The sequence below is a fragment of the Pseudomonas sp. 21615526 genome (assembly GCF_013386245.1).
GTDB lineage: Bacteria > Pseudomonadota > Gammaproteobacteria > Pseudomonadales > Pseudomonadaceae > Aquipseudomonas.
In genome coordinates this window covers 100,754-124,418 of the sequence record NZ_JACAOM010000029.1, presented here as the reverse complement: position 1 = coordinate 124,418, position 23,665 = coordinate 100,754, and the positions used below count along the sequence as shown (strand labels likewise).

The following is a 23,665-nucleotide window of genomic DNA, read 5'->3' as shown; positions in this document are numbered from 1 at the left end:
GGCGCCGAAGCTCCGCCCTTTTGCCCCCTTAATGCCCTGATTTCACTGGGGAAACCTTGCTGGTAAGTTCCGCGCATTCTTCATCCTGAAAGGCCATGCGTTGGCATCAGGCCGGGTGAGGCACCCGGCTTGTTCGGCTAAGTCAATTCAGCTTAGTCAGTGGCTGCCGGAATGCCCGAAGCCACCTGCGCCGCGTTGTGTTTCGTCGAACTCTTCGACCAGCTCGAAGTGCGCCTGCACCACCGGTACCAGTACGAGTTGGGCAATGCGCTCGCCGACGGCGATATTGAACGCGGTCTGGCCACGGTTCCAGCAGGACACCATCAACTCGCCCTGGTAGTCCGAGTCGATCAGCCCCACCAGGTTGCCGAGGACGATGCCGTGTTTGTGGCCCAGGCCGGAGCGCGGCAGGATCAGCGCCGCCAGGCCCGGGTCGCCCACGTAGATCGACAGGCCGGTCGGAATCAGAATGGTCTGGCCTGGCTCAAGCACGGTGTCCTGCTTGAGCATGGCGCGCAGGTCGAGGCCGGCGGAGCCTGGTGTGGCGTAGGCCGGCAGCGGGAATTCGTTGCCGATGCGGGGGTCGAGGATCTTGGCTTGCAAAGCGTGCATGGAAATTAAACCTGGTTCAGCCGTTGGGCGATAAAAGAGATCAGTTGGCGGGCAATCTTGCCCTTGCTGGTCTGGGCGAAAACGGTAGCGTGCAACTCGCGGTCGATCACGCTGATGGCATTTTCCTCGCTGTTGAAGCCGATGCTCGGGTTGGCGACATCGTTGGCGACAATCAGGTCGAGGTTTTTGTCTTTCAATTTGCGTGCGGCATAGTCCAGCAAATGCTCGGTTTCGGCAGCAAAACCGACGCTGAACGGGCGGTCCTCACGGGTGGCGATGGTCGCCAGGATGTCCGGGTTACGGACCATTTGCAGGAGCAGGCCGTCGCCGCTTGTAGGGTCTTTCTTGAGTTTCTGCGGCGCAACCACCTCGGGGCGGTAGTCCGCTACCGCAGCCGAAGCGATGAACAGGTCGCAGGGAATCGCCGCTTCACAGGCCGCCAGCATGTCGCGGGCGCTGACTACGTCGATTCGGGTGACGCGATCCGGGGTCGGCAGATGCACCGGGCCGGTGATCAACGTCACACGGGCGCCTGCCTCGACCGCCGCTTCCGCCAGGGCAAAGCCCATTTTTCCTGAGCTATGGTTGGTGATGTAGCGCACCGGGTCGATGTTTTCCTGGGTCGGGCCGGCGGTGATCAGCACGTGCTTGCCGGTCAGGGCCAGGTGCTGGAAGCAGTCGGCGGCGCAGTGGGCCAGGTCGGTGGCTTCGAGCATGCGGCCCATGCCCACGTCGCCGCAGGCCTGGCTGCCGGAGGCCGGGCCGAAAACCTTGAGGCCGCGGCTTTGCAGGAGTTGGGTGTTGGCCTGGGTGGCCGGGTCGCGCCACATGGCCTGGTTCATGGCCGGGGCGATCGCGACGGTGGCGTCGGTGGCCAGTACCAGGGTGGTCAGCAGGTCGTCGGCAATGCCTTGGGCCAGGCGGGCGATCAGGTCGGCGGTGGCCGGGGCGATCAGCACCAGGTCGGCCCACTTGGCCAGCTCGATGTGGCCCATGGCGGCTTCGGCCGCAGGGTCCAGCAGGTCGAGGTGAACCGGGTGGCCGGACAAGGCCTGCATGGTCAACGGGGTGATGAATTCACTGCCGCCACGGGTCATGACCACGCGCACTTCGGCGCCTTGGTCGAGAAGCCTGCGAACCAGCTCTGCGCTCTTGTAGGCGGCAATGCCGCCGCCGACGCCGAGAACGATGCGTTTCCGATACAGACGCTGCATTGGCTTGCCTTTCCAGTTCAGTGATGGCGTTGCGATGCCCCCTCCCCAGGTGAAATCGCACGCAAAAAGATGGCCTAAGATACCACAGCGTCCGCCATGCAACAGCGGCGCACATGCACACGGAGGTGCCATGAGTATTCGCGATTGGCCTGCGGCAGAGCGTCCGCGGGAGAAGCTGTTGGAGCTGGGAGCGGAGAACCTTTCCGACGCGGAATTGCTGGCGATTTTCCTGCGCACCGGGGTGTCAGGCAAAAGTGCCGTGGACCTGGCGCGCCATCTGCTGGCGCAATTTGGCAGCCTTCGGGCGCTGATGGAGGCGAGGCAGCCGGTGTTCAGCCAGCATTTGGGGTTGGGGCCGGCGAAGTTCGCCCAGCTTCAAGCCGTACTGGAGATGGCGCGCCGCCATTTGGCTGAACGCCTGCGCAACGATTCGGTGCTGGAAAGCCCGGAGGCCGTGCGCGACTACCTCAAGGCACTGCTGCGCCACGAGCCTCACGAGATATTCGGCTGCCTGTTTCTCGACGCCAAGCATCGAGTGCTGGGCTTCGAAAAGCTGTTTCAAGGCACCATCGACAACGCCATCGTCTACCCGCGACAAGTGGTGAAGCGCGCGCTGGACTACAACGCCGCGGCGCTGATCCTGTGCCACAACCATCCTTCCGGCAGCCCCGAGCCCAGCATCGCTGATCGAAAATTGACCAAGGTGCTGCAAAAGGCGCTGGAGATGGTGGACGTGCGTGTGCTGGACCACATCATTGTGGGGGAGGGTGACCCGCTGTCGATGGCGGAATTTGGGTGGATGTAGGGGCTGGCATGCCAGCCCCTGGCAGGGGTCAGGGCTTGACGCTGACCTTGGAGTAATCCTGGCGCCCGAACGGGCTCACCTGATACCCCTCGACATTCTTGCGGGTCAGCGCAAACGCGGTCGGGTGCGCCAGTGGCAGCCAGAGCGCCTGTTGCTGGATCTGCGCCTGGGCCTGCTGGTACAGCTTGCTGCGCACGCCTTGTTCGCTGGTGGTCTTGCCGGCGCTGATCAGCTTGTCCAGCGCCGGGTCGCAGTAGCGGGCGAAGTTGGTGCCGGACTTCACGGCCGCGCAGGAGAACTGCGGCGTCAGGAAGTTATCCGGGTCGCCGTTGTCACCGGCCCAGCCCATGAACAGCAAGTCGTGCTCGCCGGCCTTGGCGCGGCGGATCAGTTCGCCCCACTCGATCACACGGATTTCAGCCTGGATGCCGACCTTGGCCAGGTCCGCCTGCAGCAGTTGTGCGCCCAGGCTGGGGTTGGGGTTCAGCAGGCTGCCCGACGGCCGAGTCCAGATCGTGGTCTTGAAGCCATCCTTGAGCCCGGCGCGATCCAGCAGTTGCTTGGCCTTGGCAATGTCCTGCGGATAGCCCGGCAGGTCCTTGGCATAGCTCCAGGTATTGGGTGGGTAAGGGCCGTTGGCGGCTTCGGCGGTGCCTTCGAATACGGCCTTCAGATAGCTGGCCTTGTCGAAGGCCAGGTTGATCGCCTGGCGAACTTCCGGCTTGTCCAGTGGCGGATGCTGGCTGTTGATGGCGACAAACGCGGTCATGAAGGCCGCGGTTTTCTCGACCTTCAGGTCGGCGTCTTTCTGGGCGGCATCAATATCCAGGGGCTTGGGCGACAAGGCGATCTGGCACTCGTCGCGACGCAGTCTCTGCAGGCGCACGTTGGCGTCCGGGGTGATCGCAAAGATCAGGTTATCCACCGCAGGCTTGCCGGCGAAGTAATCCGGGTTGGCCTTGTAGCGAATCGTCGCGTCCTTCTGGAAACGCCCGAAAATGAACGGCCCGGTGCCGATAGGCTGGCTGTTGAGCTTCTCCGGGGTGCCGGCCTTGAGCAGTTTGTCGGCATATTCCGCCGGGTAGATCGAGGCAAAGCCCATGCTCAAGGCGGCGAGGAAGGTCGAATCGGCGTGGTCCAGGGTGAAGCGCACGGTCAGCGGGTCGAGGGCGTCGATCTTCTTGATCAGCGTGGGCAACTGCAGCGACTGGGCGTGGGGGAAGCCGCTCTGGGCGATCTTGTGCCAGGGGTTGGCCGGGTCGAGCATGCGCTCGAAGCTGAAGCGCACGTCTTCGGCGGTCAGGCTGCGGCTTGGCGTGAAGTAGTCAGTGCGGTGGAATTTAACGTCCGGGTGCAGCTTGAAGGTGTAGGTGAGGCCGTCCGGCGACACTTCCCAGCTGTCCGCGAGGCTCGGGACCAGCTTGCCGCTGGTGGCGTCGAAGTCCACCAGGCGGTTCATCAATACGTCTGCCGAGGCGTTGGTGGTGGTCAGCGAGTTGTATTGCACCACGTCGAAGCCTTCGGGGCTGGCTTCGGTGCAGACGCTCAGGGTAGTGGCCGCCTGGGCGTGTGCAGCAATAAAAAGAGGGGCTAGCAATAGCGGTAGGGCAGCGAGGCGCATATTCGGTTTCCTTTGCAGATCGAAGGCCCATCTGCGAGTGCAGTCTGGAAAAGTCCTACCGTAGTGGGCTGATTGACAAATGACTAGCCCATTTTTGCCTGTGCTTTTGCCGCAAATACTGTTTTGATGGCGCCTCAGGTCGTTTTGCCGAGCACTTTGCAGTGCGCGCGGGCGCTGTAAATCATTCTGTGCGACGAGCGGTTAGCTTCTATAGCGGCCCACCCTGGCAACGGTTCAGGCGTCCATGGCCTGGATTTACGCGTATAAAAGTACACGGCCTGTTGTTGCACTGGGGTCTTTCTGGTATAAAGCAGCGCTCTTTTCTAGGGGCCCGGTTCCTTCGCTAGTAGGTGTAGCCGGTAAGACCCTAAAGAAACGCGGCGCCTGGCGCCAAATGACTGAGAGATTAAGCGGCCAACCCATGCCGGGTTGGGCATGTGGTTTTAGAGGGCTGAGGCATGTCGAGAGTCTGTCAAGTTACCGGTAAGGGTCCGGTGACTGGGAATAACATTTCCCACGCAAACAACAAAACCCGTCGTCGTTTCCTGCCAAACCTGCAGCATCACCGCTTTTGGGTTGAAGAAGAGAAACGTTTTGTTCGTCTGCGCGTATCTGCCAAAGGCATGCGTGTTATCGACAAGCGCGGCATCACTGTCGTGCTGGCCGAACTGCGCCGCGACGGCAAAATCTAAGGAGCTAAATCATGCGTGAATTGATTCGAATGATCTCTAGCGCCGGTACTGGTCACTTCTACACTACCGACAAGAACAAGCGTACTACCCCGGACAAGCTCGAAAAGAAAATGTTCGACCCGCGCGTTCGCAAGCACGTGATCTACAAAGAAGGCAAAATCAAGTAATTGGTTTTCTTTCTTGTGAAAAAAAGCCCGTATCTCACGATGCGGGCTTTTTTTTGTGCCTGATAAATGATCAGGCCTTTTCTTCGAACACCACGTAGATCTTGCGGCAGTGTTCCAGCACTTCCCAGGTGCCGCTGAAGCCGGCCGGAATGACGAAGCGATCACCGGCCCGCAAGGTCTTGGCGTTGCCGTCGGCATCGCGCAACACCGAAACACCCTGCACGATCTCGCAATACTCATGCTCGGTGTAGTTGACCTTCCACTGTCCGACTTCACCTTCCCAGACCCCGGCGCTCATCTGGCCGCACGGACTGTTGTAGTGGTTGTAGACGGTTTGCTCCGGGTCGCCCTTGAGGATTTTCTCCGCAGCCGGACGGTAGCGATCAGGCTCGGTCCTGGCCTGGCTGAAGTCGACGATATTCTGGATGTTCATGGGCGTGTCCCGTCTGGCCTGCGGTTGGAGAGCTCAAAGTCTATGTTTATTAAAATGAACATCGCAAGGGCGTTTGCTGCCGTTATGTCAAATATATTGAAACATCCATCGCCGCTGGTTTAGGGTGGCAGCTGCCTTGAGCCGAACAGCTGGCTGGCCGGGCAAGAATTCTTCGAAGGTGCCTGGGTACATCGCCCGGCCCTTGTATTCAATAAGAGGAGGACACTCGCATGACCACCCTGACCCGTGCCGACTGGGAACAACGCGCCAAGGATCTGAAGATCGAAGGCCGCGCCTACATCAATGGCGAATACACCGCCGCCGTTTCCGGCGACACGTTCGAATGCCTGAGCCCAGTCGATGGCCGCCTGCTGGCAACCGTTGCCAGCTGTGACGTCGCCGACGCCCAGCGTGCCGTAGAAAACGCCCGTGCCACGTTCAATTCCGGTGCCTGGTCGCGCCTGGCGCCAGCCAAGCGCAAAGCCACCATGATCCGTTTCGCCGGCCTGCTCAAGGCCAACGCCGAAGAGCTGGCACTGCTTGAAACCCTGGACATGGGCAAGCCGATCAGCGACTCCCTGAACATCGACGTCCCAGGCGCGGCGCAAGCGCTGAGCTGGAGCGGCGAGGCCATCGACAAGATCTACGATGAAGTCGCAGCCACCCCTCACGACCAGCTTGGCCTGGTGACCCGTGAGCCCGTCGGCGTTGTTGCGGCCATCGTGCCGTGGAACTTCCCGCTGATGATGGCCTGCTGGAAACTTGGGCCGGCGTTGTCCACCGGTAACTCGGTGATCCTCAAGCCGTCTGAAAAATCACCACTGACCGCCATCCGCATCGCTGCCCTCGCGGTTGAAGCCGGCATCCCGAAAGGCGTGTTCAATGTGCTGCCGGGTTATGGCCATACCGTGGGCAACGCCCTGGCGCTGCACATGGACGTCGACACCCTGGTGTTCACCGGTTCCACCAAGATCGCCAAGCAACTGCTGATTCGCTCCGGCGAGTCGAACATGAAGCGCGTCTGGCTGGAAGCTGGCGGCAAGAGCCCGAACATCGTGTTTGCCGATGCCCCGGACCTGCAAGCCGCCGCCGAATCCGCGGCTGGCGCCATCGCCTTCAACCAGGGCGAAGTGTGCACCGCCGGTTCGCGCCTGCTGGTGGAGCGTTCGATCAAGGATAAATTCCTGCCGCTGGTGATCGAGGCCCTCAAGGCCTGGAAGCCGGGCAACCCGCTGGACCCGGCCACCACGGTCGGTGCGCTGGTGGACACCCAGCAGATGAACACCGTGCTGTCGTACATCGAAGCCGGGCATGCCGATGGCGCCAAGCTGGTGGCCGGCGGCAAGCGCACGCTGCAGGAAAGCGGTGGCACCTATGTCGAGCCGACGATTTTCGACGGCGTGACCAACGCCATGAAGATCGCCCAGGAAGAAATCTTCGGCCCGGTGCTGTCGGTGATTGCCTTCGACAGCGTGGAAGAAGCCATTGCGATCGCCAACGACACCCAATACGGCCTGGCCGCTGCGGTGTGGACGTCGAACATCTCCAAGGCGCACCTGACTGCCAAGGCCCTGCGTGCCGGCAGCGTATGGGTCAACCAGTACGATGGCGGCGACATGACCGCACCGTTCGGTGGTTTCAAGCAGTCGGGTAACGGCCGCGACAAGTCGCTGCACGCGTTCGACAAGTACACCGAGCTGAAGGCGACCTGGATCAAGTTGTAAGCCTCCAGGAACACCGCTGTAAAAAATGTGGGAGCGGGCTTGCTCGCGAATGAGGTATCACAGTCGCTGATGTATTGACTGGTACACCGCATTCGCGAGCAAGCCCGCTCCCACACTGTTTTGTATGATCTCCAAGTAATCCACAGGAGCGTGGAAATGCGTTGGGCGACCTATTTCGCCGTGTTGGCGTCGGTCTTGAGCGTGGGCCTGGCCTTGGGCGTGAGCATGCCGCTGGTGTCCCTGCGCCTGGAAAGCTGGGGCTATGGCAGCTTCGCCATCGGAGTCATGGCGGCGATGCCGGCCTTCGGTGTGCTACTGGGTGCCAAGGTCTCCAGCGGCCTGGCCTCGCGCCTGGGCACGGCGAACCTGATGCGCCTGTGCCTGTGGGCGGGGGCGATTTCCATCGGCTTGCTGGCGGTATTGCCCAGCTACCCGGTATGGCTGGTGTTGCGGCTGATGATCGGGGTGATCCTGACCATCGTGTTTATCCTCGGCGAAAGCTGGATCAACCAACTGGTGATCGAACGCTGGCGCGGCCGTCTGGTGGCGCTGTATGGCTGCAGCTATGCCTTGAGCCAGCTATCGGGCCCGTTGCTGCTGGGCGCGCTGGGTACGGACAACGATATTGGCTTCTGGGTGGGTGTCGGCCTGCTGACGTGCTCGCCGATCCTGCTGCTGGGCCGTTCCGGTGCGCCGACTGCCGAGTCTTTCAGCGTGACCTTTGGCGACCTGCTGCGCTTCTGCCAGGGCTTGCCGGCGATTGCCTGGGCGGTGGCGTTGTTCGCCGCATTCGAGGCGATGATTCTTACGTTGTTGCCGGTGTATTGCCTGCAACAGGGTTTCACCGCCGAGATTGCCCTGGCGATGGTCAGCACGGTGGTGGTCGGTGATGCGTTGCTGCAACTGCCGATTGGCGCGCTGGCGGACTACCTGCCTCGGCGCATGCTGTTTCTCGGCTGCGCGCTGATGCTGCTGGTGACGAGCCTGGCGATTCCGCTGTTGCTCGATACGCTGCTGATCTGGCCGGTGTGGGTGCTGTTCGGGGCCAGCGCCGGCGGGTTGTTCACCCTGTCGCTGATCCTGATTGGCGAGCGCTACCGCGACGACGCGCTGGTGCGCGCCAATGCGCATATCGCGCAGCTGTGGGGCATTGGCTGCCTGATCGGCCCGCTGGTGGCCGGTGCCGGCAGCCAGTGGATCAGCGGGCATGCGTTGCCGTTGTTGATGGCGGCGGGGGCGTTGGGGTTGGTGATCCTGTTGCTGCGCCAAGGTGCGTTCGGCGCCGCACAACCCGCCTGAACTTGAAATGCGATCACCTGTGGGAGCCGGGCTTGCCCGCGATGGCGGAGTGTCAGCACCGGGTACGTAAACTGACACTCCGCCATCGCAGGCAAGCCAGCTCCCACAGGTCCCGTCGCTGTTCTTAAAGCATGCGTTCCAGCCCGACGGATGTGGCAAACCAGGCATTGAACCGGCGCCACCAACTGCCGGGTTCGCGGGTCAGGGTGTGCAGTTGGCCGTTGTCTTCGGTCACCCATACCACCTGGCCATCCTGCAGCTTCGCCTGGTAGCTCAACGGGGGCGCCATGCCCTCCAGTGCCAGGTTGCGCACGTGTTCCGCCAGTTCGGGACTGTCCACCAGCACCCCGACTTCGGTGTTCCACAGCACCGAGCGCGGGTCGAAGTTGAATGAGCCGATGAAGGATTTCTCCCGATCAAAGATGATCGCCTTGCTGTGCAGGCTGGAATCCGAACCGTGGAATGTACCTTTGCGGAACAGATGAGGGCCGCTGCCGCCACCGTCTCCCGGCTGGCGGCGCAACTCGTATAGCTTCACCCCGTGTTCCAGCAGCGCCTTGCGATAGGGCGCATAACCGCCGTGCACGGCCGGTACGTCGGTGGCTTCCAGGGAATTGGTCAGCAGGCTTACCGATACGCCGGCGTCCGCACGCCCGGTCAGGTACACCAGCCCGGGCTGCCCGGGCACGAAGTAAGCCGAAATCATCATCAGCTCATGGCTGACACCTTCCAACTCCGGCGCCAGTTGGGTCGTCAGCAGCAGCCGTGGATCCGGATCGGCCTTGGCCAGCACCTTGCTCGGCGCATCCCACAGTGCCTGGTTCCAGGCCCAGATCAGCTCACGGCGCCAGATGTCCATGCGCGGCTGGGTCTTGTAGGTGCGCAGGCGGTTGTACAGGGCATGGTTTTGTTGGCGAGACTCGGCAAGGGAATCTTCCAGGCGTACGCGGGCACTGGCCAGGTCGCCTTTGGAAGCGCTGCTGACGAAGTCACCAATGGGTTTGCTCAGGGCACTGTTCCAGTACTGATCGAAACTGTGGCCCAGTTGCTCGGCCACCGGGCCCACGCTGAGCATGTCGATATCGGTGAAGTTGAGGTTGGGCTCGGCGTCGAAATACTCATCCCCCAGGTTGCGCCCGCCAACGATGGCCACGCTGTTGTCTGCCAGCCACAGCTTGTTGTGCATGCGCCGGTGTTGCAGCGACAGGTCGAACAGCCGCGCCATGGCCCGCGTCACGCCGGTGCTGCGGCCCAGGTGCAGCGGGTTGAACAGGCGAATCTGGATCTGCGGGTGGGCGGCGAGGGTGGCGATGATCTGGTCCAGGCCGTCACTCGTGGTGTCGTCCAGCAGGATGCGCACGCGCACGCCACGGTCGGCGGCCTTGAGCAGTTCATCCACGAGCATGCGGGTGCTGATGCCGTCGTGGACGATGTAGTACTGCAAGTCGAGGCTGGTCTGGGCGTTGCGGATCAGTTCGGCGCGGGCCATGAAGGCTTCGCTGCTGTTGGGCAGCAGGCGGAACCCGGAGCGGCCTTTGTAGGGTGCGGCCTGGGCCTGGATCGAGCGGCCGAAGGAAGATTCGCTGGCCGGCAGCGCCTCGCTGGGTGTGCGTGGCGCGTCGATGGTGGCGCAGCCGCCCAGGGCCAGGATGCCCAGCAGGAAAAACGGTAATAGCCGGTGGGTCATCAATGACATGGGTTCCGAATCAGGGCGATTGTCGGCATATGACGGCTATTTCCCGTAAAAGGTCAGTCCATCGCTTCGGCCAGCAACCGGATGGCGGTCGCGCCGACCTTGCGTACAGCCTCTTCAATCTGCGGCGTTGGTTTGGCAGCGTAGTTCATGCGCAGGCAGTTCCTGTACTTGCCGGAGGCGGAAAAGATACTTCCCACGGCAATCTGTACACCTTCATCCACCAGCAGCCGGTTGAGTTTCAGGGTATCGAAGCCTTCCGGCAGTTCCACCCACAGCATGAAACTGCCCTGGGGGCGGCTGGCGCGGGTGCCCGCCGGGAAATAGCGGCTGACCCAATCGAGCATCAGGTCGCGATTGCGCTGGTATTGCGTGCGCATCCGCCGCAAATGTGGCTCGAAATGTCCACCTTTCAGAAACTCGGCAATTGCGATCTGCGGCTGGGTCGCGGTGGAGCCGGTGCTGATGTATTTCATGTGCAGCACACGCTCCAGATAGCGACCGGGTGCGACCCAGCCAATCCGCAGGCCGGGTGCGAGGGTCTTCGAGAAAGAGCTGCACAGTACGACGCGGCCATCTTCGTCGAAGGACTTGATGGTGCGTGGCCGCGGGTAGCTGTAGGCCAGTTCGCCATACACGTCGTCTTCGATGATCGCCACGTCAAAGCGCTGGGCCAGGGTCAGCAGTGCGCGTTTGCGCGACTCCGGCATGATGTAGCCCAGTGGGTTGTTGCAGTTGGGGGTCAACTGTATGACTTTGATCGGCCATTGTTCCAGTGCCAGTTCCAGCGCTTCCAGGCTGATACCGGTGAGTGGGTCGGTGGGGATTTCCAGGGCTTTCATGCCCAGGCCCTTCAGGGTTTGCATGGCGCCGTGGAAGCTTGGCGAGTCGACGGCAACGATGTCGCCGGGCTCGCAAATGGCGTGGATGCTGGCGGACAGGGCCTCGTGGCAGCCGGTGGTGATCACCAGGTCCTGGGGCGTCAGTTGGCAGCCTGAATCGAGCATCAGGCGGGCAATCTGTTCACGCAGGTCCAGGTTGCCGTGGATAGTGTCGTAATACAGCCCCGGCATGTCCTGGCGCCGACTGATCCGGGCGAGGCTGCGTAGCAGGGGTTTCATGGTCGGCGACAATACATCCGGCATGCCCCGGCCCAACTGTATGGCGTCTTTGCGTGGCACCGCGCGGATCAGCTCCAGCACTTGGTCCCACTGGGAAATTTCCACCGGGCGCTGGGCCGGGCGGCCTACGGCGGGCAATGCCGGCAAGTCGCGGCCCACCGGTACGAAGTAGCCGGATTTGGGTTTGGGCATCGCCAGGCCGTTGTCTTCCAGTACGCGGTAGGCCTGCTGCACGGTGCTCAGGCTGACCCCATGCTCCACACTCAAGGCCCGAACTGACGGCAATCTGTCGCCCGGGCGATAGAAGCCCTGCTCGATGCGCGTGCCCAACAGTTCGGCGAGGTTGACGTATAGGGTCATGGCGGTGCTTCCCGGTTACCAGTACAGATAGGCTGAAAATACAGGATTCAGCGGCCGATAGGCAGTATCTGTATGGATTTAATGCAGGGTGGTTGAATCTGTCATGGTTTTACGCGCCGGCTCATCCTACGTACTCATGGCAACACGTTAATGAGGGGCAGGAAAATGAGCGGTATGAGCGATGTGCGGTTGGCGTTACACAGTCAGGAACTGGAAGCCGGGCAGGAGCGGCGCATGGCGGCGCGTACCAAGGCCCCCACACTCAGTTCATGGGCGTTGTTCTGGCACCGCATGCATACGCGCAAAACCTTGCTGGAGCTGACCCCCGAGCAACTGCGAGACGTGGGCTTGAGTGCCGAGCAGGCGCGCCGGGAAGGCTTGAAGCCCTTCTGGCGCGGCTGATTCAGACCAGTTCTTTCAATCGGTGCCAGAGCATTCCCAGCGCCAGCAGCGGCGAGCGCAAATGCTTGCCGCCCGGGAAAGTGATGTGCGGCACCTTGGCAAACAGATCAAAGCGCCCGCTTTGCTGGCCGCTGATGGCTTCGCCCAACAGTTTGCCTGCCAGGTGGGTGGCGTTGAGGCCATGGCCGGCATAGGCCTGGGCGAAATACACATTGGGCTGGTCGGCCAGCCGGCCAATCTGCGGCAGGCGGTTGGCGCCAATGCCGATCATCCCACCCCACTGGTAGTCGATTTTCACGTTGGCCAGTTGTGGGAACACCTGCAGCATTTTCGGACGCATATAGGCACCGATGTCCTTCGGATCCCGTCCGGAGTAATGGCAGGCACCGCCGAACAGCAAGCGTCGGTCGGCTGACAGCCGGAAGTAATCCACCGTCACCCGCTGGTCACACACCGCCATGTTTTGCGGCAGCAACTCGGCTGCCTGGGCTTCGCTCAAGGGCTCGGTGGCGATGATGTAGCTGCCGGCGGGCAGCACCTTGCCGCTCAGATGCGGGTTGAGGCCGTTCAAATAAGCATTGCAGCCCAGCACCAGGGTCTTGGCGCGCACATTGCCCTGGGCGGTGTGTACGTTGACCTCCGGGCCGTAATCGATCCGCACCGCCTCGGAATGCTCGAACAACTGGACGCCCAACTGCTGTGCAGCGGCTGCCTCGCCGAGGGCCAGGTTCAGCGGGTGCAGGTGGCCGGAGCCCATGTCGATCATGCCGCCAACATAGCGGTTGGAGCCGATCACACTGCGCATCTCGCTGGCTTGCAGCAGGCGCACTTCATGGCGATAGCCAAGGCCTTGCAGCTCTTCGGCGTCGGCGGCCAGGTGTTCCAGGTCGCGGGGTTTGTTGGCCAGGTCGCAGTAGCCCCAGGTCAGGTCGCAGGCGATCTGCGAACGCTCGACCCGCTGGCGCACGATTTCCACGGCTTCCAGGCCCATCAATTTCATCTGGCGCACGCCCTCGGTGCCGATGACGTTGGTGAACTGATCCAGGCCATGACCGACGCCACGAATCAGTTGCCCGCCATTGCGCCCGCTGGCGCCCCAGGCAATCTTGCGGGCTTCCAGCAGGACCACGCTGAAACCCCGTTCAGCCAGTTCCAGAGCGGTGTTGAGCCCCGAAAAGCCGCCGCCGATCACGCACACATCGGCCACGATTTCACCTGTCAGCACCGGATAATCAGGCTGCGGGAAACTGCTGGCGGCGTAGTAGGAATTGGCGTGCCGGGCGCTGGCGGTCATGGGGAGCATCCCTGTTTGGAAAATTTGACGCAGGATACAGCGGTCGGGCGAAGCTGTCTCACCGGGGGCTTTTAGGGCAGAATCCACGCCTATTCGCCGTTCGGTCCCTGTGTCGATGAGTTGCAACAGTCAGAAAGTCAACGCGCTGCGCCGGCAGATTCCCTCGTTCGAGTGTGTCCCGGGTTGCCACGACTGCTGTGGGCCGGTGACCACGTCCCCCGAGGAAATGTCGCGCCTGCCGCGCAAGACCGCTGCCGAGCAGGAAGCGGCGATGGACGAACTCAACTGCGTGCACCTTGGCCCCAATGGCTGCACCGTGTACGACGAGCGCCCGCTGATTTGCCGCTTGTTCGGCACCACGCCGACCTTGCCATGCCCCAACGACCGCCGCCCGGTGGAGTTGATCCACCCACGGGTGGAAAAGCAGATTCATGCGTACATGGCGTCGACGCGTCAGGTATTGGTCTAGCGGATGTCCCCGCTCCCACATTGGCCTGTGGTGCTGTCTTAATCCGGGATCGGCAGGTTCAGGCTCTCTTTCACCTCTTCCATCACGATATAGCTCTTGGACTCCCGAACGTGGGGCAGCTTGAGCAGGATATCGCCGAGCAATTTGCGGTACGACGCCATCTCCGAAATGCGCGCCTTCACCAGGTAGTCGAAATCCCCCGACACCAGGTGGCACTCCAGCACGTGGGGCAGTTTCAGCACGGCGCGTCGGAATTCTTCAAAGGTGTCGCCGGACTTGTAGTCGAGGCTGATCTCGACAAACACCAGGAGGCTGCCCTTCAAATGCTGCGGGTTGAGCCGGGCGTTGTAGCCCATGATGATCCCTTCGCGCTCCAGGCGCCGGACCCGCTCGGTGCACGGCGTGGTCGACAGCCCGACCTTTTCCCCCAGTTCAGTAAACGAAATTCGCCCGTCGGCCTGCAGGATGCGCAGGATGTTGCGGTCGATCTTGTCCAGCTCCCGCTTGGTCTGAGTGTTGGTCCGCATAGGGGATGCTCCTCCGTGAAAAGGGTTTTTGCCGAGAATTGTCGCCAAATATAGGCAGTTATATAGTGAAATGCACTGGTGATTGCTTTTTATACTGCCCACATCTTTGTGCTGAACAACAAACGTCAGCGGTCAAGCCGTGATGAGGGAATAAAAATGCGCGTTCTGGTCTTGGGTAGCGGTGTCATTGGCGTGGCCAGTGCCTACTATTTGGCACGAGCTGGTTTTGAAGTGGTCGTGGTCGACCGTCAGCCGGCTGTGGCCATGGAGACCAGTTTCGCCAACGCCGGGCAGATCTCGCCAGGCTACGCCTCGCCATGGGCTGCGCCGGGTGTGCCGCTCAAGGCTATCAAATGGCTGCTGGAGCGCCATGCGCCCCTGGCGATCAAGGCCACCGCCGATATCGATCAGTACCTGTGGATGGCGCAAATGCTGCGTAACTGCACCGCCAGCCGTTATGCGGTGAACAAGGAGCGCATGGTGCGCCTGTCCGAATACAGCCGCGACTGCATTGACGAGCTGCGTGCCGAGACCGGCATCGCCTACGAAGGGCGCACCTTGGGGACTACCCAGCTGTTCCGTACCCAGGCCCAGCTGGACGGTGCTGCCAAGGACATCGCGGTATTGAAAGAGTCCGGTGTGCCTTACGAGCTGCTGGACCGCGCCGGGATTGCCCGGGTTGAACCAGCCCTGGCGAGCGTCACCGATATCCTCGCCGGTGCCCTGCGCCTGCCGAACGACCAAACCGGCGACTGTCAGATGTTTACCACCCGCCTTGCCGACATGTGCAAGCAACTGGGTGTCGAATTCCGCTTCGAGCAAGATATCCAGCGCCTGGACTACGCCGGTGACCGGATCAACGGCGTGTGGATCGACGGCAAGCTGGAAACTGCCGACCGCTACGTACTGGCCCTCGGCAGCTACTCGCCGAAATTGCTCAAGCCGCTGGGAATCAAGGCGCCGGTGTACCCGCTCAAGGGTTACTCGATGACCGTGCCGATCACCAACCCGGCGATGGCCCCGACCTCGACCATTCTCGATGAGACCTACAAGGTCGCGATCACCCGTTTCGACAACCGTATCCGCGTCGGTGGCATGGCCGAGATAGCCGGTTTTGACCTGTCGCTGAACCCGCGTCGGCGGGAAACCCTGGAGATGATCGTCAACGACCTTTATCCTCAGGGCGGTGATTTGAGCCAGGCCAGTTTCTGGACCGGCCTGCGCCCGACCACCCCGGACGGCACGCCGATCGTGGGTGCAACCCCGTTCAAAAACCTGTTCCTGAACACCGGCCACGGTACCCTCGGTTGGACCATGGCCTGTGGCTCTGGTCGTTTGCTGGCCGATTTGATGGCGAAGAAAACTCCGCAAATCAGTGCCGAAGGCCTCGATATTTCCCGTTATGGCAACCACCAGGAGTCCGCAAAACATGTCAATCCAGCGCCAGCTCACCAATGAGCGCATGAGCCAGATCGTTGTTCACAGCGGTACCGTGTATCTGGCAGGGCAGGTCGGCGACGACATGAGTGCCGGGATTGAACAGCAGACCCGCGAAACCCTCGTCAATATCGAGCGTTTGCTGGACCTGGCCGGTACCGACAAGACCAAGCTGCTGTCGGTGACCATCTACCTGAAAGACATTGACGCCGATTTCGCCGGGATGAACGCGGTATGGGACAAGTGGCTGCCAAAAGGCGTCGCGCCGGCCCGTGCCACGGTTGAAGCGAAACTCTGCGAACCGGAAATCCTGGTGGAGCTGTCGGTTGTGGCCGCTCTGCCGTAAGCAAAAAATCCTCTCCCGGTGCCTGCGTTGTCAGCGGGTACCGGTTTTTTCTTCCCACCGCCGCCTAGAAGCCTGCCGCCATGCGTCCTGCCCGTGCCCTGATCGACCTCCAAGCCCTGCGCCATAACTACCAACTGGCCCGTGAAGTCACGGGTGGGGCCAAGGCCCTCGCCGTGATCAAGGCGGATGCCTACGGCCACGGTGCCGTGCGTGTTGCCCAGGCGCTGGAAGCCGAGGCGGACGGGTTTGCCGTGGCCTGCATCGAGGAAGCGCTGGAGCTGCGGGCCGCCGGGATTCGCGGGCCGGTGCTGTTGCTCGAAGGTTTTTTCGAAGCCGACGAGCTGCCGCTGATCATCGAGCATGATTTCTGGTGCGTGGTGCATTCGCTGTGGCAGCTGGACGCGATTGAACAGGCGCAACTCAGCAAGCCGCTGACCGTCTGGCTCAAGCTTGATTCGGGCATGCACCGCGTTGGCTTGCACCCCAAGGATTATCACGACGCTTACCAGCGCCTGCTGGCCAGCGGCAAAGTCGCGAAGATCGTGCTGATGAGCCACTTCGCCCGCGCCGATGAGCTGGACAGCACCAGCAGCGAAGAGCAAGTAGCGGTGTTTGAAGCGGCGCGCCAGGGCTTGTCGGCCCAGGTCAGCCTGCGCAACTCGCCGTCGGTGCTGGGCTGGCCGAACGTTTCCAGTGACTGGGTACGCCCGGGCATCATGCTCTACGGCGCCACGCCGTTTGGCGAAGGCCAGGCCATCGCCGCGCGTTTGCAGCCGGTGATGACCCTCGAATCGAAAGTCATCTGCGTACGTGAACTGCCGGCCGGCGAACCTGTGGGCTACGGCGCCAGGTTCATTACCCCGAAACCGATGCGCATCGGGGTAGTTGCCATGGGCTACGCCGACGGCTACCCGCGCCACGCACCCACCGGAACCCCGGTGCTGGTGGCCGGCCAGCGCAGCCAGTTGCTGGGCCGTGTGTCGATGGACATGCTGTGTGTCGACCTGACCGACGTGCCCCAGGCCGGGCTCGGTTCCACCGTCGAATTGTGGGGCAAAAACATCCTCGCCAGTGACGTTGCCACCGCCGCCGACACCATTCCGTACCAGATCTTCTGCAACCTGCGCCGAGTGCCACGGCTCTATTCCGGCGCTTGAGCGGCACCCACGAATGGCAGATCCCGGGATTTAGGCCAAAGTGTTGTAAATACTGAACGCTGTCGCCATGATAACGCTCAATTACAACAACGCCTGAATCCTAGGAGGCTCCTGCATTGGACGTCGGCGAACGACTGCAATCCATCCGTAAACTGAAAGGTCTTTCCCAGCGTGAGCTAGCCAAGCGCGCGGGCGTCACCAACAGCACCATTTCGATGATCGAAAAAAACAGTGTCAGCCCCTCCATCAGCTCCTTGCGCAAGGTGCTGGGCGGCATTCCCATGTCGATGGTGGAGTTCTTTTCCGAGGAGATCCTCCAGGAAAAACCGACCCAGATCGTCTATAAAGCCAATGAGCTGATCGATATCTCCGACGGCGCCGTCACCATGAAACTGGTGGGCCGCGCGCATCCGAGCCGGGCGATTGCGTTCCTCAACGAGATCTACCCGCCAGGTGCTGATACCGGCGAAGAGATGCTCACCCATGAGGGCGAGGAAACCGGGATCCTGGTGGAAGGTCGCCTGGAGCTGGTGGTCGGCCTTGAAACTTTTGTGCTCGAAGCCGGCGATAGCTACTACTTTGAAAGCACCAAGCCGCACCGTTTTCGCAATCCGTTCGAAGTGCCGGCGCGACTAATCAGCGCAGCCACACCCGCGAACTTTTAAGAAAAGAGGCGTCCTGCCTATGTCGCAGAGACGCCCGTAGCAGCATTCTGTCTTGCTGAATCTCCCCTTGGTTAATAGGGTTGTTTCGGCGGGGCGGGCTAACCGTTATACTTTCGCCGCCTGCGAAACCGTGGCCGCAGGCGTGAATAGCCACCATTGAGGGTGAACGCGTGAACCTAATTATGAAAATGCTGGCTGCACCAGCAACCGTACTGGCCCTATGGGCTGTCAGCGCTCAAGCTGCGACCAATGATGAAATTGCCAAGCGCCTGGAGCCTGTAGGCCAGGTGTGCGTCCAGGGGCAAGAGTGCAAGGGGATGGAAGTGGCAGTGGCTGCGGGCGGCGGCGGCGGTGCGAAATCGCCGGATGACGTAATCGCCAAGCACTGCAACGCTTGCCACGGTACCGGCCTGTTGGGCGCACCGAAAATCGGTGACACCGCCGCCTGGAAAGACCGCGCGGACCATCAGGGTGGCCTCGATGGCCTGCTGGCCAAGGCCATTACCGGTCTGAACGCCATGCCGCCAAAAGGCACCTGCGCCGATTGCTCGGATGCCGAGCTTAAAGGCGCGATCGAGAAGATGTCGGGTCTGAAATAAACCGATCTTCGCCAAAAGAGCCGCTGACCAGCGGCTTTTTTGTGCCCGCGATTTGCCTTTTGAGGCTGTTCTTTGCAGCAAAGACCCGGCAAGCTCGGTCCAACCCCAATTCATGGAATGTTCGGGAGAAGTCGGATGGTGCAGTTGTGTTCAATCGAGCAAGCAGTCGACGACGTACTGGCACGGCTGCCGGCGCATATTCACATGGGCATGCCCCTGGGCCTGGGCAAACCCAACCTGTTCGTCAACGCGCTGTACCGGCGTATCGCCAAGTTGCCGGACCGGGCGCTGACCATCTACACAGCCCTGGCCCTGGGTCGCCCTACCTTGGGCGATGGTTTGCAGAAGCGCTTTCTCGAGCCCTTTATCGAACGGGTCTTCGGTGACTATCCCGAGCTGGACTTCCTCGCCGCACTGCGCAAGGACAGCCTGCCGTCGAACATTCACGTGCAGCAGTTCTTCATGCAGCCCGGCAGTTTGCTTCACAGCCTTTCGGCGCAGCAGGATTACGTCAGCAGCAACTACAGCCACGCTGCCCGTGATATCAATGCCGCCGGCCTGAACCTCGTCGCGCAATTGGTGGCCAGCAGCGCTGAACATCCGGATCGCCTGAGCCTGAGCTGCAACCCCGACATCACCCTCGACCTGTTGCCGATGATCGCCAAGCGCCGCGAAGCCGGTGAAACCATCCTGGTGGTGGGCCAGGTTCACAGTGATTTGCCCTACATGCCCGGCGACGCCGAGCTGGGCATGGATGAGTTCGACTTCCTGATCGACGAGAAGGACAGCACCACGCTGTTCTCCACCCCGAACATGCCGGTGGGTTTCCAGGATCACTTTATCGGTTTGCACGCCAGCACCCTGGTGCGCGACGGCGGCACCTTGCAGATCGGCATCGGCTCCATGGGCGATGCACTGACTGCGGCCTTGCTGGCGCGCCAGGCCGATAACGAGGCGTATCGCCTGTTGCTCACCGACCTGGATGTGTACCAATGGGCACCGCTGATCAGCCACGAAGGCGGCGTCGCGCCTTTCGCCCGTGGGCTGTACGGTTGCAGCGAAATGTTCGTCAACGGCCTGCTGGTGCTGGCCGATGCCGGGATTGTGCGGCGCAAGGTATACCCGGACGTCGCGACCCAGGAGCGGGCCAACGCCGGCACCCTGGACGAAGCGGCACAGACCGACGGCATCTCGGTGCATGGCGGCTTCTTCCTCGGGCCTCGTAGCTTTTACGAGCGTTTGCGGGACTTGCCACAGAGCAAGCGCCTGGAATTCAACATGACCCGCATCAGCTACATCAACGAGCTGTACGGCCAGGAAGAACTCAAGCGTTTGCAGCGCCTGGATGCGCGCTTCATCAACAGCGCGTTTACCGTGACCCTGTTGGGCGCGGGCGTGGCCGACCAGTTGGAAGACGGCCGCGTGCTCAGCGGTGTTGGCGGGCAATACAACTTTGTCGCCCAGGGCCATGCGCTGGAAGGCGCGCGCTCGATCCTGATCCTGCGCAGCTGGCGCGAATCGGGCGGCGAGGTCAGTTCCAATATCGTCTGGGAATACGGGCACTGCACGATTCCCCGGCACCTGCGAGACATCGTCATCACCGAATACGGCATCGCGGATTTACGCGGGCAGACTGATGCCAGGGTGATCGAGGCGCTGCTGAATATCACCGACTCACGGTTCCAGGAAGATTTGATCGAACAGGCGCAGAAGGCCGGGAAGTTGCCGAAGGATTTCCAGCTGGATCCGCGGTTTGCCGACAACACGCCGGAGCGTCTGCAGGGGATTCAGGCGCGGCATCCACGGCTGTTCCCGGAGTATCCGCTGGGCAGTGACTTCACCGATGAAGAGCGGGATTTGTTGCGGGCGTTGAACTGGCTCAAGAGCAAATTCAAGCTGACGGAGATTCTGGAGCTGGGCAAGGCGGCGCTGGATGCACCGGAGCCGGAAGCGTTTCCCGAGCATTTGGTACGGATGCGACTGGATAAGCCGGAGGGGTTGAAGGAGGACTTGTATCAGCGCCTGTTGCTAGCGGGCCTACAAGCTACCGCGCACTAACAAACACAGGAGATCAAATGTGGGAGCGGGCTTGCTCGCGAAAGCGGTGGATCAGTCGACCTATCCGGTGACTGACACACCGCTTTCGCGAGCAAGCCCGCTCCCACATGTTTAACCGTGCCCGCACCGATTACTCGATAAAGGTCACAACCCCACCCGCCAACGACTGCACCCGCGCCAGCGACTCAACCCGGTAACCCTGGGCATCCAGCTCCGCACGGCCGCCCTGGAACGACTTCTCGATCACAATCCCCAAACCTGCAACGGTCGCGCCGGCCTGTTTGATGATCGAGATCAGCGCCTGGGACGCCTTACCGTTGGCCAGGAAGTCATCGATGATCAGCACGCGGTCGCTGCTGGTCAGGTGGCGCGGGGAAATCGCCACGGTGCTTTCGGTTTTCTTGGTGAAGGAATACACCGTCGCCGACAGCAGGTTTTCGGTCAGGGTCAGGGACTGTTGCTTGCGGGCGAAAATCACCGGCACGCCGAGGTTCAGGCCGGTCATGATCGCCGGTGCAATGCCCGAGGCTTCGATGGTGACGATCTTGGTGATCCCCGAATCCTTGAACAACGCAGCGAACTCGTCACCGATCAGTTTCATCAGCGCCGGGTCGATCTGGTGGTTCAGAAAGGCGTCGACCTTGAGTACCTGATCGGAAAGCACGATGCCTTCTTCGCGAATTTTCTTGTGCAGTGCTTCCACGAAAGCTTCCTCTGTTGGCGCAACACGCGCCGAAAGTAGATTAAAAAGTAGTCGATTCTAGCGCTTTAACATCGCGCGTATATCCGCCAGGGCGGTGTTGCCGCGAACGGCTTTGACTTCGGTCGGTGTGTCGTCGTTGCCTTCCCAGGCCAGGTCGTCCGGCGGCAGTTCGTCGAGGAACCGGCTGGGGGCACAATCGATGATCTCGCCGTACTGCTTGCGCTTGGCGGCAAAGGTGAAGGCCAATGTCTGACGCGCGCGGGTAATGCCCACGTAGGCCAGGCGCCGTTCTTCCTCGATGGTGTCGGCTTCGATGCTGGAGCGGTGCGGGAGGATTTCCTCTTCCATGCCCATGATGAACACGTAGGGGAATTCCAGGCCCTTGGACGCATGCAAGGTCATCATCTGCACGCCTTCGGCGCCGTCTTCCTCTTCCTGCTGGCGTTCAAGCATGTCCCGCAGCACCAGCTTGCCGATGGCGTCCTCGACGGTCATCTCGCCTTCTTCGTCCTTCTCCAGGGTATTTTTCAACGCCTCGATCAGGAACCACACGTTGCCCATGCGGTAATCGGCAGCCTTGTCGCTGGAGCTGTTGGTGCGCAGCCAGTTCTCGTAGTCGATGTCCATGACCATGCTGCGCAGGGCGCTGATCGGGTCTTCGCCGGCGCACTGCTCGCGCACCTTGTCCATGAAGCGCTTGAAGCGCGCCAGGCGGTCGGTGAAACGAGTGTCGAGGTGCTCGCCCAGGCCGATTTCGTCGGTGGCGGCGTACATCGAGATCTTGCGTTCGGTGGCGTAGTTGCCGAGCTTTTCCAGGGTAGTCGAACCGATTTCCCGGCGTGGGACGTTGATCACCCGCAGGAAGGCGTTGTCGTCGTCCGGGTTCACGATCAGCCGGAAGTAGGCCATCAGGTCTTTCACTTCCTGGCGTCCGAAAAAGCTGTTGCCGCCCGACAGGCGATAAGGAATCTGGTGGTGCTGCAGCTTCAGCTCGATCAGCTTGGCCTGGTAGTTGCCGCGGTACAGGATCGCGAAATCGCTGTAGGGCCGGTCGGTGCGCAGGTGCAGCGTGAGCAGTTCGACGGCCACGCGCTCGGCTTCGGCGTCTTCGTTGCGGCAGCGGATCACGCGGATCTCGTCGCCGTGGCCCATCTCGCTCCACAGTTGCTTTTCAAACTCGTGGGGGTTGTTGGAGATCAGCACGTTGGCGCAACGCAGGATGCGGCTGGTGGAGCGGTAGTTCTGCTCCAGCATCACGACTTTCAGGGACGGGTAGTCGTCCTTGAGCAACATCAGGTTTTCCGGGCGGGCGCCGCGCCAGGCGTAGATCGACTGGTCGTCATCGCCCACCACGGTGAACTGGTTGCGCTTGCCGATCAGCAGCTTCACCAGCAGGTATTGGCTGGCGTTGGTGTCCTGGTATTCGTCCACCAGCAGGTAGCGGACTTTGTTCTGCCACTTTTCGAGGATGTCGGCATGTTCCTGGAACAGCTTCACCGGCAGCAGGATCAGGTCGTCGAAGTCCACTGCGTTGAACGCCTTGAGCGTGCGCTGGTAGTGGGTGTAGACAATGGCGGCAGTCTGCTCCTTGGGGTTGCGCGCAGCTTCCAGGGCTTCGGCGGGCAGGATCAGGTCGTTTTTCCACGAGCCGATCATGTTCTTGATCTCGTCGACGCCGTCGTCGCCCGCGTATTCCTTCTGCATGATGTCGGTCATCAGCGCCTTGACGTCTGTCTCGTCAAAGATCGAGAAGCCCGGCTTGTAGCCCAACCGCACGTGCTCCTTGCGGATGATGTTCAGCCCCAGGTTGTGGAAGGTACACACGGTGAGGCCACGGCCTTCGCCACCCTTGAGCAGGGTGCCGACGCGCTCTTTCATTTCCCGCGCCGCCTTGTTGGTAAAGGTCATGGCGACGATGTACTGGGCACGGATGCCACAGCTCTGGATCAGGTGCGCGATCTTGCGGGTGATCACGCTGGTCTTGCCGGAACCGGCACCGGCGAGCACCAATAGAGGGCCGCCGACGTAGTTCACGGCTTCTTGCTGCCGGGGATTGAGTCGGGACATACGAAATTCAGGAGGTCATTGATCAAAAGGGCGGGCATTTTAACAGGCTGGCAAGATTCTGCTGCCTCTGAACGACAGTGTGACGTACCACTCGATCTAAATTTGCCGGTTTTGTTACTTTGCCGCAGGATGTGCAGGGTATTTAGGACTATTGTTCGGTCTAGAGCTGCACAGTGCGCATTTGATAACCCATATCATTG

The 23,665-nt window shown here is 61.4% G+C and carries 23 protein-coding genes; 13 read left to right on the top strand and 10 right to left on the bottom strand.

The genetic code is table 11. From position 1 onward, the window contains the following. Positions 1 to 156: 156 nt before the first annotated feature. Positions 157 to 612 (bottom strand): dUTP diphosphatase, encoded by a 456-nt coding sequence (gene dut / locus HX786_RS10330; RefSeq protein ID WP_003213270.1) that lies wholly within the window; start codon positions 610 to 612, stop codon positions 157 to 159. Positions 613 to 617: 5 nt separating this feature from the next. Beyond that, positions 618 to 1,826, bottom strand: coding sequence for a bifunctional phosphopantothenoylcysteine decarboxylase/phosphopantothenate--cysteine ligase CoaBC (coaBC, locus tag HX786_RS10325; protein ID WP_008439425.1), 1,209 nt, complete (start codon positions 1,824 to 1,826; stop codon positions 618 to 620). 130 nt (positions 1,827 to 1,956) lie between these two features. On the opposite strand from coaBC, the gene radC reads away from it, so the two are divergent. Further along, the gene (radC, locus tag HX786_RS10320; protein WP_087693709.1) at positions 1,957 to 2,631 is read left to right on the top strand and encodes a DNA repair protein RadC; all 675 of its coding nucleotides are present in this window, start codon (positions 1,957 to 1,959) and stop codon (positions 2,629 to 2,631) included. A gap of 28 nt (positions 2,632 to 2,659) precedes the next feature. Here radC and HX786_RS10315 read toward each other — a convergent pair whose 3' ends face one another. Further along, positions 2,660 to 4,252: an ABC transporter substrate-binding protein gene (locus tag HX786_RS10315; protein WP_003213265.1), complete on the bottom strand. Its 1,593-nt coding sequence runs from the start codon at positions 4,250 to 4,252 to the stop codon at positions 2,660 to 2,662. A 458-nt stretch (positions 4,253 to 4,710) separates the two neighbouring features. Here HX786_RS10315 and rpmB point away from each other — a divergent pair, with 458 nt between their 5' ends. Continuing rightward, positions 4,711 to 4,944 carry a 50S ribosomal protein L28 gene (gene rpmB, locus HX786_RS10310; protein ID WP_003213263.1) on the top strand — a complete coding sequence of 78 codons (234 nt, stop codon included), beginning with the start codon at positions 4,711 to 4,713 and terminating at the stop codon, positions 4,942 to 4,944. Between the two features lie 11 nt (positions 4,945 to 4,955). Continuing rightward, complete coding sequence (rpmG, locus tag HX786_RS10305; protein WP_003176906.1) at positions 4,956 to 5,111, top strand: 50S ribosomal protein L33; 156 nt, start codon at positions 4,956 to 4,958, stop codon at positions 5,109 to 5,111. A gap of 70 nt (positions 5,112 to 5,181) precedes the next feature. On the opposite strand, the gene HX786_RS10300 is transcribed toward rpmG, so the two are convergent. After that, on the bottom strand, positions 5,182 to 5,544 hold the full coding sequence (locus HX786_RS10300) for a cupin domain-containing protein (RefSeq protein WP_178912020.1): 363 nt from the start codon (positions 5,542 to 5,544) through the stop codon (positions 5,182 to 5,184). A 230-nt stretch (positions 5,545 to 5,774) separates the two neighbouring features. Between HX786_RS10300 and HX786_RS10295 the strand changes: the two genes are divergently transcribed. After that, positions 5,775 to 7,268, top strand: coding sequence for an aldehyde dehydrogenase (locus HX786_RS10295; RefSeq protein WP_003213259.1), 1,494 nt, complete (start codon positions 5,775 to 5,777; stop codon positions 7,266 to 7,268). 156 nt (positions 7,269 to 7,424) lie between these two features. Next, positions 7,425 to 8,567, top strand: a complete 1,143-nt coding sequence (locus HX786_RS10290) for an MFS transporter (RefSeq protein ID WP_178912019.1) — start codon at positions 7,425 to 7,427, stop codon at positions 8,565 to 8,567. Positions 8,568 to 8,691: 124 nt separating this feature from the next. Here HX786_RS10290 and HX786_RS10285 read toward each other — a convergent pair whose 3' ends face one another. After that, on the bottom strand, positions 8,692 to 10,254 hold the full coding sequence (locus HX786_RS10285; RefSeq protein ID WP_003208738.1) for a phospholipase D family protein: 1,563 nt from the start codon (positions 10,252 to 10,254) through the stop codon (positions 8,692 to 8,694). Between the two features lie 62 nt (positions 10,255 to 10,316). Continuing rightward, a complete protein-coding gene (locus HX786_RS10280) occupies positions 10,317 to 11,741 on the bottom strand; it encodes a PLP-dependent aminotransferase family protein (protein WP_008439421.1) in 1,425 nt (474 codons plus the stop codon). A 165-nt stretch (positions 11,742 to 11,906) separates the two neighbouring features. Between HX786_RS10280 and HX786_RS10275 the strand changes: the two genes are divergently transcribed. After that, entirely contained in the window at positions 11,907 to 12,143 is a 237-nt protein-coding gene (locus HX786_RS10275) for a DUF1127 domain-containing protein (protein WP_023659297.1), read from the top strand. Position 12,144: 1 nt separating this feature from the next. Here HX786_RS10275 and HX786_RS10270 read toward each other — a convergent pair whose 3' ends face one another. Further along, positions 12,145 to 13,437 (bottom strand): FAD-binding oxidoreductase, encoded by a 1,293-nt coding sequence (locus tag HX786_RS10270; RefSeq protein WP_178912018.1) that lies wholly within the window; start codon positions 13,435 to 13,437, stop codon positions 12,145 to 12,147. A gap of 115 nt (positions 13,438 to 13,552) precedes the next feature. On the opposite strand from HX786_RS10270, the gene HX786_RS10265 reads away from it, so the two are divergent. Next, positions 13,553 to 13,906, top strand: coding sequence for a YkgJ family cysteine cluster protein (locus HX786_RS10265; RefSeq protein ID WP_003208747.1), 354 nt, complete (start codon positions 13,553 to 13,555; stop codon positions 13,904 to 13,906). Between the two features lie 38 nt (positions 13,907 to 13,944). Here HX786_RS10265 and HX786_RS10260 read toward each other — a convergent pair whose 3' ends face one another. Beyond that, the gene (locus HX786_RS10260; RefSeq protein ID WP_003206849.1) at positions 13,945 to 14,433 is read right to left on the bottom strand and encodes an Lrp/AsnC ligand binding domain-containing protein; all 489 of its coding nucleotides are present in this window, start codon (positions 14,431 to 14,433) and stop codon (positions 13,945 to 13,947) included. Positions 14,434 to 14,589: 156 nt separating this feature from the next. Here HX786_RS10260 and dadA point away from each other — a divergent pair, with 156 nt between their 5' ends. The 6 genes from dadA to HX786_RS10230 all read left to right on the top strand — a co-directional run bounded on the left by dadA (position 14,590) and on the right by HX786_RS10230 (position 20,695). Then, positions 14,590 to 15,891 (top strand): D-amino acid dehydrogenase, encoded by a 1,302-nt coding sequence (gene dadA / locus HX786_RS10255; RefSeq protein WP_003208750.1) that lies wholly within the window; start codon positions 14,590 to 14,592, stop codon positions 15,889 to 15,891. Continuing rightward, positions 15,863 to 16,216, top strand: coding sequence for a RidA family protein (locus tag HX786_RS10250; RefSeq protein WP_003208752.1), 354 nt, complete (start codon positions 15,863 to 15,865; stop codon positions 16,214 to 16,216). Before dadA ends, HX786_RS10250 begins: the two co-directional genes overlap by 29 nt. Before the next feature lie 80 nt (positions 16,217 to 16,296). Then, positions 16,297 to 17,373 carry an alanine racemase gene (alr, locus tag HX786_RS10245; protein WP_003208753.1) on the top strand — a complete coding sequence of 359 codons (1,077 nt, stop codon included), beginning with the start codon at positions 16,297 to 16,299 and terminating at the stop codon, positions 17,371 to 17,373. A 116-nt stretch (positions 17,374 to 17,489) separates the two neighbouring features. Beyond that, a complete protein-coding gene (locus HX786_RS10240; RefSeq protein WP_003208755.1) occupies positions 17,490 to 18,038 on the top strand; it encodes a cupin domain-containing protein in 549 nt (182 codons plus the stop codon). Positions 18,039 to 18,220: 182 nt separating this feature from the next. Further along, the gene (locus tag HX786_RS10235) at positions 18,221 to 18,637 is read left to right on the top strand and encodes a cytochrome c5 family protein (protein ID WP_003208757.1); all 417 of its coding nucleotides are present in this window, start codon (positions 18,221 to 18,223) and stop codon (positions 18,635 to 18,637) included. Positions 18,638 to 18,772: 135 nt separating this feature from the next. After that, on the top strand, positions 18,773 to 20,695 hold the full coding sequence (locus HX786_RS10230; RefSeq protein WP_003208758.1) for an acetyl-CoA hydrolase/transferase C-terminal domain-containing protein: 1,923 nt from the start codon (positions 18,773 to 18,775) through the stop codon (positions 20,693 to 20,695). Positions 20,696 to 20,825: 130 nt separating this feature from the next. Here HX786_RS10230 and HX786_RS10225 read toward each other — a convergent pair whose 3' ends face one another. Both HX786_RS10225 and rep read right to left on the bottom strand, forming a co-directional pair. Continuing rightward, on the bottom strand, positions 20,826 to 21,398 hold the full coding sequence (locus tag HX786_RS10225; RefSeq protein WP_008439415.1) for a xanthine phosphoribosyltransferase: 573 nt from the start codon (positions 21,396 to 21,398) through the stop codon (positions 20,826 to 20,828). A 57-nt stretch (positions 21,399 to 21,455) separates the two neighbouring features. Next, a complete protein-coding gene (gene rep, locus HX786_RS10220; protein WP_008439414.1) occupies positions 21,456 to 23,465 on the bottom strand; it encodes a DNA helicase Rep in 2,010 nt (669 codons plus the stop codon). Positions 23,466 to 23,665 lie beyond the last annotated feature (200 nt).

What these genes read in the sequence shown, in the direction of transcription:
- dut (WP_003213270.1), bottom strand. Translation starts at nt 612, where the DNA reads ATGCACGCTTTGCAAGCCAAGATCCTCGACCCCCGCATCGGCAACGAA.
- coaBC (WP_008439425.1), bottom strand. Translation starts at nt 1,826, where the DNA reads ATGCAGCGTCTGTATCGGAAACGCATCGTTCTCGGCGTCGGCGGCGGC.
- radC (WP_087693709.1), top strand. Translation starts at nt 1,957, where the DNA reads ATGAGTATTCGCGATTGGCCTGCGGCAGAGCGTCCGCGGGAGAAGCTG.
- HX786_RS10315 (WP_003213265.1), bottom strand. Translation starts at nt 4,252, where the DNA reads ATGCGCCTCGCTGCCCTACCGCTATTGCTAGCCCCTCTTTTTATTGCT.
- rpmB (WP_003213263.1), top strand. Translation starts at nt 4,711, where the DNA reads ATGTCGAGAGTCTGTCAAGTTACCGGTAAGGGTCCGGTGACTGGGAAT.
- rpmG (WP_003176906.1), top strand. Translation starts at nt 4,956, where the DNA reads ATGCGTGAATTGATTCGAATGATCTCTAGCGCCGGTACTGGTCACTTC.
- HX786_RS10300 (WP_178912020.1), bottom strand. Translation starts at nt 5,544, where the DNA reads ATGAACATCCAGAATATCGTCGACTTCAGCCAGGCCAGGACCGAGCCT.
- HX786_RS10295 (WP_003213259.1), top strand. Translation starts at nt 5,775, where the DNA reads ATGACCACCCTGACCCGTGCCGACTGGGAACAACGCGCCAAGGATCTG.
- HX786_RS10290 (WP_178912019.1), top strand. Translation starts at nt 7,425, where the DNA reads ATGCGTTGGGCGACCTATTTCGCCGTGTTGGCGTCGGTCTTGAGCGTG.
- HX786_RS10285 (WP_003208738.1), bottom strand. Translation starts at nt 10,254, where the DNA reads ATGACCCACCGGCTATTACCGTTTTTCCTGCTGGGCATCCTGGCCCTG.
- HX786_RS10280 (WP_008439421.1), bottom strand. Translation starts at nt 11,741, where the DNA reads ATGACCCTATACGTCAACCTCGCCGAACTGTTGGGCACGCGCATCGAG.
- HX786_RS10275 (WP_023659297.1), top strand. Translation starts at nt 11,907, where the DNA reads ATGAGCGGTATGAGCGATGTGCGGTTGGCGTTACACAGTCAGGAACTG.
- HX786_RS10270 (WP_178912018.1), bottom strand. Translation starts at nt 13,437, where the DNA reads ATGACCGCCAGCGCCCGGCACGCCAATTCCTACTACGCCGCCAGCAGT.
- HX786_RS10265 (WP_003208747.1), top strand. Translation starts at nt 13,553, where the DNA reads ATGAGTTGCAACAGTCAGAAAGTCAACGCGCTGCGCCGGCAGATTCCC.
- HX786_RS10260 (WP_003206849.1), bottom strand. Translation starts at nt 14,433, where the DNA reads ATGCGGACCAACACTCAGACCAAGCGGGAGCTGGACAAGATCGACCGC.
- dadA (WP_003208750.1), top strand. Translation starts at nt 14,590, where the DNA reads ATGCGCGTTCTGGTCTTGGGTAGCGGTGTCATTGGCGTGGCCAGTGCC.
- HX786_RS10250 (WP_003208752.1), top strand. Translation starts at nt 15,863, where the DNA reads ATGTCAATCCAGCGCCAGCTCACCAATGAGCGCATGAGCCAGATCGTT.
- alr (WP_003208753.1), top strand. Translation starts at nt 16,297, where the DNA reads ATGCGTCCTGCCCGTGCCCTGATCGACCTCCAAGCCCTGCGCCATAAC.
- HX786_RS10235 (WP_003208757.1), top strand. Translation starts at nt 18,221, where the DNA reads ATGAAAATGCTGGCTGCACCAGCAACCGTACTGGCCCTATGGGCTGTC.
- HX786_RS10230 (WP_003208758.1), top strand. Translation starts at nt 18,773, where the DNA reads ATGGTGCAGTTGTGTTCAATCGAGCAAGCAGTCGACGACGTACTGGCA.
- rep (WP_008439414.1), bottom strand. Translation starts at nt 23,465, where the DNA reads ATGTCCCGACTCAATCCCCGGCAGCAAGAAGCCGTGAACTACGTCGGC.